General features: G+C 48.2%; 6 protein-coding genes and 1 pseudogene. 4 read left to right on the forward strand and 3 right to left on the reverse strand.

The annotated features are described in order from the left end of the window. From FTU50_RS14645 to rimI, 3 genes and pseudogenes are all read left to right on the forward strand, one after another. Positions 1 to 170, forward strand: a pseudogene (locus FTU50_RS14645) (elongation factor Tu); the annotation flags it as partial. 212 nt (positions 171 to 382) lie between these two features. After that, positions 383 to 1,264: a metal-dependent hydrolase gene (locus tag FTU50_RS14650; RefSeq protein ID WP_045796116.1), complete on the forward strand. Its 882-nt coding sequence runs from the start codon at positions 383 to 385 to the stop codon at positions 1,262 to 1,264. 103 nt (positions 1,265 to 1,367) lie between these two features. Next, positions 1,368 to 1,832 carry a ribosomal protein S18-alanine N-acetyltransferase gene (gene rimI / locus FTU50_RS14655; protein WP_160242862.1) on the forward strand — a complete coding sequence of 155 codons (465 nt, stop codon included), beginning with the start codon at positions 1,368 to 1,370 and terminating at the stop codon, positions 1,830 to 1,832. 19 nt (positions 1,833 to 1,851) lie between these two features. Here rimI and FTU50_RS14660 read toward each other — a convergent pair whose 3' ends face one another. The 3 genes from FTU50_RS14660 to trxB all read right to left on the reverse strand — a co-directional run bounded on the left by FTU50_RS14660 (position 1,852) and on the right by trxB (position 4,452). Then, positions 1,852 to 2,667, reverse strand: coding sequence for an arginyltransferase (locus tag FTU50_RS14660; RefSeq protein ID WP_005179833.1), 816 nt, complete (start codon positions 2,665 to 2,667; stop codon positions 1,852 to 1,854). A gap of 16 nt (positions 2,668 to 2,683) precedes the next feature. Next, positions 2,684 to 3,415 carry a leucyl/phenylalanyl-tRNA--protein transferase gene (aat, locus tag FTU50_RS14665; RefSeq protein ID WP_005179830.1) on the reverse strand — a complete coding sequence of 244 codons (732 nt, stop codon included), beginning with the start codon at positions 3,413 to 3,415 and terminating at the stop codon, positions 2,684 to 2,686. Positions 3,416 to 3,495: 80 nt separating this feature from the next. After that, the gene (gene trxB / locus FTU50_RS14670; protein ID WP_180047424.1) at positions 3,496 to 4,452 is read right to left on the reverse strand and encodes a thioredoxin-disulfide reductase; all 957 of its coding nucleotides are present in this window, start codon (positions 4,450 to 4,452) and stop codon (positions 3,496 to 3,498) included. Between the two features lie 247 nt (positions 4,453 to 4,699). Here trxB and FTU50_RS14675 point away from each other — a divergent pair, with 247 nt between their 5' ends. Then, positions 4,700 to 7,759 (forward strand): DNA translocase FtsK, encoded by a 3,060-nt coding sequence (locus tag FTU50_RS14675; protein ID WP_180047422.1) that lies wholly within the window; start codon positions 4,700 to 4,702, stop codon positions 7,757 to 7,759. The last annotated feature ends 166 nt before the right edge of the window (positions 7,760 to 7,925 follow it).

The raw sequence follows: 7,925 nt of genomic DNA on the forward strand, positions 1-7,925 counted from the left end.
CTGGTGCGATCCAGCTGAAAGAAGGCGTTGAAATGGTTATGCCAGGCGACAACGTTGAAATGTCAGTAGAATTAATCCACCCAATCGCAATGGACGCTGGTTTACGCTTCGCGATCCGTGAAGGTGGTCGTACTGTAGGTGCTGGTGTAGTTTCTAAAGTAACTGCATAATCACTTCTATAGTGTGAAAAAAGCGTCCCAAAGGGACGCTTTTTTTATCTTTGCAGATTAAATTGTCTGACAATTTAACTGCAAGCTGTCCTAAACTGATATTCGCCTGACCTTAACTGCACTTATCTCCATATCAGAACCACGTAAGATAAAGCTGAAGAAAATAAATAAAAGTTTCAGGTGAGACGCTTCACTTGAAAGGAGTTGAGGTCATGAATGCTAAAGTAAATATTACCAACCGCGCAGGTGCCAGTTTCCCGGTACGTCGTATGGCGTTTGAGTTTGATCAGGTTCCAGAATACTGGATGCAAGGTTCGGCTGGCCTGACGCATTTTATGACCGCTTTATCTGCCTTGTTTCCAGCCGGTGAAAAATTCTTTATTGATAGTGTACGTGCAGTGCGTTACCACCCGGCAATTAAAGATAATCAGGAACTGCAAAAAGAAATTTCAGCCTTTATTGGCCAGGAAGCCATGCATACCCAGGAGCATGTTGGCTTTAATGCCTCGGCACAAAAATATGGCCATGATGTAGAACGTTTAGATCGTTATACCGATAAAGTGATTCAAGGTGCGCGTAAGGTATTTGCCGGTGTCGGTAAACCCTTTGGTATTACCCAAGAAATGGTTGATTTGACTGCAACCACCGCACTGGAACATTTTACCGCGACCATTGCCACCCAGTTGCTGCGTAATTCGCATATTCAGGAACTGATGAGCGATGACACCATGAAAACCATGTGGCTGTGGCATGCGATTGAAGAAAACGAGCATAAAGCCGTGGCCTATGATGTGTTTGAGGGTGTATTCGGCCAAGGCACCAAAGCCTATTTACTGCGCACCAGCTCACTGGTTGCCGCCATGCTGACCTTATTTGTGGTGCAAAACTATTTCCTGTTCCGTCTGTTAAAAGAAGACAAACAGCTAAATCTGGAGGCGTTCAAGGCCATTTATACCTATGCTTATAGTCCCTCTAAGGGCATTATTACCGGTATGGGCCGTGAGATGCTGGCATATTTCCGCCCGGGCTTTCATCCGAACGATTTAGATACCGTCAGTCTGCTGGACACATGGAAAGCCAAATTGGGCTTCTAACGGTGTTGACTCTTGGGGCAATGAAAATTGCCCTTTTTTTTGCTCGATTTTTTATCCAGAGCTCTTATAATGCGAACTTTGTTTTGACCGATGATGAACGAAGATGATTCGTTTAATGCAACACGCTGATATCCATAGTGTATTTAACATTGAGCAACAGGTACAAAGCCATCCCTGGAGCTTGAAACAGTTTGCTGAAGCGGTAGACAGCTATCAATGTACCGTAATCGAGCAGCAAGGACAGCTGGTCGGGTTCTGTATTTTGCAGCCGGTGCTGGATGAAGCCAACCTGTTGCTGATGGCGGTTGCGCCTGACCAGCAGGGGAAGGGACTAGGTTATCAGCTGTTGGAGCATTCGATTGAGCAGTTGCCGAATCAGCCGGTACAAATTTTTCTGGAAGTGCGTGAAAGCAATACCGCGGCTATCCGTCTGTATGAAAAAGCTGGCTTTCATCAGATTGATGTGCGCAAAAATTATTATCCAAATCCGGATGGCACACGTGAACATGCGGTTATTATGGTTAAAGCCTGTAGTGATGATTTTGCCGCGCTCTTCTCATCACCTTAATTTTTAAAATTATTGGGTTTTATTTGATAATCGAATTATTCCAACCACTGGGCAGGGTGGTCATGAGAGAGTTTCCCAATTGCCGGATTTCTTCGCTGCTTAAGCTGCGGTTGAGCCGGCGCCATTGGCCATCAATCAGCAATTCCAGCGGTACATACTGCGATTTATAATTCATTTTATTGGAATGCGGCACCCAATAGCCTAAATAAACATAAGGCAGTCCGAGTTTCTGGGTGTGTTCAATCTGCTTTAAGATCGCAAATACGCCCAAGGAGCGGCGGTTTTCATCCGGATCAAAGAAGGTATACACCGCAGACAGGCCATCATCGAGCAGGTCGCAGGTCGAGACCGCAATTAGCCGGTCTTGGTGCCAAAGCTCTAAAAAGAAACTGTCGGTGCAGCTGTGCACCAGAAATTTTTCAAACTGATCCTGACTTGGCGGATACATATCGCCATCGGCATGGCGTTCATTAATATAACGCTCATACAGCGCATAATGCTGTTCATTGGCTTCTTGGGTAGAGCGGATGGTGACGTGCAGGTCCTGATTGCGTTTCCAGGCTTTTTTCTGGGTGCTGTTCATTTGAAATTCGTGTACCGGCACGCGCGAAGACAGACATTGACGGCATAAATGGCATTCCGGCCGATAGACAAAGTCACCGCTACGACGAAAGCCCATGCGTGACAGTTCAGACAGGGTCACCACATCAATCCGGTGCGCCGGATCTAAAAACACCATGCGAGCAGATTTATCATCCAGATAACTGCAGTTATGCGGCGGCGTAATATAATATTGTAATTCGTTGAGCAGGGATTTCGGTTGATATGAATTCATGGCAATCCCTCTTTATTTATTCATCCAGTGAGTCGTTTTGCGCTATTGTTTTACTTGAAAATACACCCTCCTGGTATTTTTTCCAATCTATCGCCGGCTGTTTTACAACATCTTGTAACGATTTTAAGTATGCTTGGCGAGTTATTGTACAGGCGCCCAGACTTAATAGATGGTCATTGACCAGCTGGCAGTCAATCCAGGGCAGGGCGTTGTCGCGGCCAATCAGCATTAAGGTATAAAACGCCATTTTAGAGACATCTGTGCGCTGGCTAAACATTGACTCGCCAAAGCAGCCGCGGCCAATGGTGACGCCATACAAACCACCGACCAGCGCATCCTGCTCCCAGACTTCGACACTATAGCCATAACCGGCCTCAAACAGGTCAATATAGCCCTGAATGATGTCTTCGGAAATCCAGGTGTCATTGGCATAGGCCCGTGGCAGCGAACAACAGCGAATCACCCGTTCAAAGGCCTGATTGATGCTAATCCGGTAATCACCTTTTTTCATGTTACGCAGCAGTGACTTGCTTGGATGATAATCCTGAGGGCGGATAATGCAGCGCGGCTCGGGACTCCACCAGCAAATCGGATCACCGTCGGAAAACCACGGAAACAGGCCGTGCGTATAAGCTTCAAACAGGGTCGAGGGGGACAGGTCTGCACCAATACAAATCAGTCCTTCACCCTGTGGATCAGCTTCATCAGGATGGGGGAAAATAAATTGTGAGGGTGCAAGTGCGGTCATACAGCTACTCTGAATCGAAACAGATCTCTATCATACATAAAAAAGCCGCCCAGATTGGGCGGCTTGTGCTTTAGGCAAAATTATTCACCTAAGGCATCCAGATATTTTTCAGCGTCCAGTGCCGCCATACAGCCTGAACCTGCAGAGGTAATCGCTTGACGATAGACGCTGTCTGCCACGTCACCAGCTGCGAATACGCCCGGTACAGAGGTTTGGGTCGCGTTACCGGCAGTACCGCTTTGAACCTGAATATAACCATCACGCAAGTTTAACTGACCTTCAAACATGCCCGTATTTGGCTTGTGACCAATCGCCACGAACATACCAGATACATCTACATTCTGGATTGAACCATCGACAGTAGATTTCAAACGTACTGCAGTCACGCCAGATTGTGCATCACCCAAGACTTCATCGACCTGGTTGTTCCAGAGAATGCTGATTTTGCCTTCTTTTTCTTTGGCAAAAATATGATCTTGTAGAATTTTCTCTGAACGCAGGCTGTCACGACGGTGTACCAGGGTCACGTGAGAGGCGATATTGGAAAGATACAGCGCTTCTTCAACTGCGGTATTACCACCACCAACAACCATCACGTTCTGGTTTTTATAGAAGAAACCATCACAGGTAGCACAGGCACTAACGCCTTGGCCCATGAATTTGGCTTCAGATTCCAGACCGAGGTATTGGGCCGTAGCACCGGTGGCGATAATTAAGGCATCACAGGTGAACTCTTCCATATCGCCTTTGAGCACGAATGGACGCACACTTAAATCGACTTCATTGATATGGTCATAGACAATTTCGGTCCCGAAACGTTCTGCATGGGCCTGCATACGTTCCATGAGCACTGGTCCTGTCAGACCTTCCGGATCGCCCGGCCAGTTATCTACTTCTGTTGTCGTCGTAAGTTGACCACCGAGTTGTAAACCTGCAATTAAGGTCGGTTTTAAATTGGCACGTGCAGCATAAACGGCAGCACTATAACCTGCAGGTCCTGAACCTAAAATAATCAAACGTGAATGACGAGCACCCATCTGTAGCATCCTTTTATTATTGAGCAATTTATGGAATTATACGTGAAACTGTATAACAGTTGTGTGAGATTCAGTGGATATTATTGATCATAGAAATCGATTTAAGCTATATAGAAAAAGTTAACAACTGACTTCAATAATCTTGCATCTTTTTTGCTGCAACAGGTGCATAATATCTATTTTATGGCCATGCCAAACTGGCGGGTTGCACAAGAACATTTATGAAAAATTGGTTACAGGACAGTATATGACTGCGGTGTCGGGTGCTTATGCACAGCGCTTAATAATGACATTATTTTTGGTCTCATTCGGGATTTATCTGTTCCTTGCGACAGTCACCTATACCCCTTTTGATCCGGGCTGGATGCATTTGTCTAGTGATACCCAGCAGGTGTCCAATGCCAGCGGGGTCGCCGGCGCATGGATTGCCGACCTGTTGTTCGGCTTTTTGGGCTGGGCCAGTCTGCTGATTCCGCTGTACCTGTTTATTGAAGCCATTCAGGTGTGGTGGCCGCGTAGTTTCCTGAACCGTCCTTTCCGTTATGCGGCGCAGTTCTTTATTTTGCTGGCCACTGCCAGTCTATTGTATTTGTTCTGGCAAGTGCCGGCCGATACACTGGAAAATGCTTCTGGCGGGATTATTGGGTATGAACTGGGGCAGAGCCTGTCGCAGCTGCTCACTATTTATGGTGCAGCTTTTTTCCTGCTGGTGTTCTGGGGTGTCCTGTTTACACTGGCCTTTGGGATTAAATGGAACCGGACCTGGGTGACTTTAAAAGCCACGCCAGCTTATTTACAAGACCTGTTTTACCGTGATGTGCCTAAAGCTGATCAACCGGCACCGGTCGTTAAAAAAACAGTGGTGGCCGCTGCACCGGCTGCAGCCGAAGTGGTTACGCCGGCACCAGAACATCGTGAAGTCGAAGAAGCTCCGGTGGCACCAGCGGTGTCCCGTCATGAACAGGTGGCCGAGCGTCTGTTTGATGATATGGTCGAGCGTGAACAGCAGCGTTCTGCAGAGCAGGATCTGCTGGATGAAGAAGAGCAGGTCTTTGAGCAGACGGTCGAAAAAGCCCATCGCCTGACCCAGGACAGTCAGCGTGTGGTGGCAACCGGTGAAGTCTGGCGTGCGCTGAATGATGATGCTGACCAGAAGCACAGTCAGGATATTCATGAGCTGTTACGTGCTTCTCAGGATCAGATTCCGCACGCACCGAAAGATCATTTTAATGCAGTGGTCCAGCCCGTGCATGATGCACCGCCTGCATCGAATACGCCGCAGTCTAATATTGACTGGGATGATGACGAAATCTTTGACGAATTGCTGGCTGCTGTACCGAATGGGAAAGCTGCTCAGGATCTGCATAGTCCATTTAATAGTCAGTCGCAGCCTGAACCTGCACCGCACATCCAGCCGGTGCCAGACGTACAAGCGGTTGAAATGCCATCGGCTGCCACAGCGCAGTATGCAAGCCCGAAAAACCGTCTGAGTGATGAAGAATTTGAAGGGCTGGATGATCTGCTGGTTGATGATCTGAAGCCAGAAGCACCTGCCCCAAGAACTACCAGCAGTTATGCGCAGTCTTCGGCTTTTGTACAGGCGCCTATTCAGCATCATGCTGCGGTAAGTGCCACAGCGGCTGCACCAGTGGTCAATGACGCGGTGAAAGAAGCCCTATCGAAAGAAGAATTCATTGAGGCGTGGCATGAAACTGCCGGCAAACCGCAAGAAGAAGATGAATTTGACTTTGATGCGCCATTAACCGATGCCATGGGCCGTCCAATGTCGCGTGCCATGCAGGTCGCAGAGAAACGTCGTGATTTATCACCATTGCCGGGTCTGGAGCTACTGGATAAGGTCGATCCAAATAAAAAGGTCAACTTCACCGCAGAGCAGCTGGAGCGTTTATCTGAACTGCTGGAAATCAAGCTGCAGGAATTTAATGTCAAAGCCAAAGTGGTGGAAGCGCAGCCGGGACCGGTAGTTACACGTTTTGAGCTGGATCTGGCGCCGGGGGTAAAAGCCTCGAAAGTCACCAATATTTCCCGTGACCTGGCCCGTTCCATGTCGATGGCTTCGGTGCGTGTGGTCGAGGTGATTCCGGGCAAACCGTATATCGGTATTGAGGTGCCAAACAGTACCCGCGAAATGGTGCGTCTGATTGAGCTGGTGCAAACCCCGAAATTTGAAGATCAGGATGGCATCCTGTCGATGGCGATGGGTAAAGATATTTCTGGTAATCCGGTGATTACCGAACTGGGCAAAGCGCCGCATATGCTGGTTGCGGGGACCACCGGTTCGGGTAAATCGGTGGCGGTGAACTCGATGATTCTGTCGATGTTGCTTAAATACAAGCCGGATCAACTGCGTTTAATTCTGATTGACCCGAAACAGCTGGAACTGGCCAACTATAACGATATTCCACATTTGTTAACGCCGGTAGTGACGGATATGAAAGATGCCGTCAGCGCCCTGAACTGGTGTGTCAATGAAATGGAACGCCGTTATAAGCTGATGTCATTCCTGAAAATCCGTAAACTCAGCGACTATAACCGCAAAGTCGAAGAAGCCCTGGCCAATGGCGAAGACCTGATTGATCCGACCTGGAAACCGGGCGATTCAGCAACCCAGGAACGTGCACCGCGCTTGACGCCGTTACCATCAATTGTGATTGTGGCGGATGAGTTTGCCGACATGATTATGCAGGTGGGTAAAAAAGCCGAAGAAATGATTACCCGTCTGGCACAGAAATCACGTGCGGCGGGGATTCACTTATTGCTGGCTACCCAGCGTCCATCGGTGGATGTCATTACCGGTCTGATCAAGGCCAACATCCCGACTCGCGTGGCCTTGCGCGTGAACTCAAAAATTGACTCACGGACTATTCTGGATGCTGGCGGGGCAGAAGACCTGCTTGGTCATGGTGACATGCTGTTCCTTGGACCAGGTAAAATTGAACCGGAACGTGTGCATGGTGCCTTTATTTCCGATGATGAAGTCAACCGGATTTGTGATGCCTGGCGTGAACGGGGTTCACCGGATTATGTCGATGAAATTCTGACTCCATTTGATGAAGAACCAGCGTCACGTGGTTTTGAAGATGGTGGTGATGGCGGCTCAGACCGTGATGCGCTGTATGACCAGTGTGTGGCCTTTGTGCTGGAAACCCGTAAAGTATCGGTATCGTCTTTACAGCGTAAGTTTAGCCTCGGTTATAACCGTGCGGCGCGTATTGTCGATCAGATGCAGGAGCAGGGTATTGTCAGTGAACAGGGTCCGAACGGCAAGCGTGAAATTCTGGTTTAAGCTGTTCTCGATCTTTATAAACAAAGCCCACCAATAGGTGTAATGCCAGTCAGTTAAGAGATTGACTGGCTTTTTCTTGGGTATTTTTGAGGTTTTCCTTTTACAACCCTTGGATAACTCCTCACTCTTCTCTCAGGTATAACATACCGATTAGATTTCTCCATTA

The organism is Acinetobacter sp. YH12112 (assembly GCF_013418945.1).
Classification (GTDB): Bacteria; Pseudomonadota; Gammaproteobacteria; order Pseudomonadales; family Moraxellaceae; genus Acinetobacter; species Acinetobacter indicus.

Coding starts and splice junctions, on each gene's coding strand:
- FTU50_RS14650 (WP_045796116.1), top strand. CDS start 383: ATGAATGCTAAAGTAAATATTACCAACCGCGCAGGTGCCAGTTTCCCG.
- trxB (WP_180047424.1), bottom strand. CDS start 4,452: ATGGGTGCTCGTCATTCACGTTTGATTATTTTAGGTTCAGGACCTGCA.
- aat (WP_005179830.1), bottom strand. CDS start 3,415: ATGACCGCACTTGCACCCTCACAATTTATTTTCCCCCATCCTGATGAA.
- FTU50_RS14675 (WP_180047422.1), top strand. CDS start 4,700: ATGACTGCGGTGTCGGGTGCTTATGCACAGCGCTTAATAATGACATTA.
- FTU50_RS14660 (WP_005179833.1), bottom strand. CDS start 2,667: ATGAATTCATATCAACCGAAATCCCTGCTCAACGAATTACAATATTAT.
- rimI (WP_160242862.1), top strand. CDS start 1,368: ATGATTCGTTTAATGCAACACGCTGATATCCATAGTGTATTTAACATT.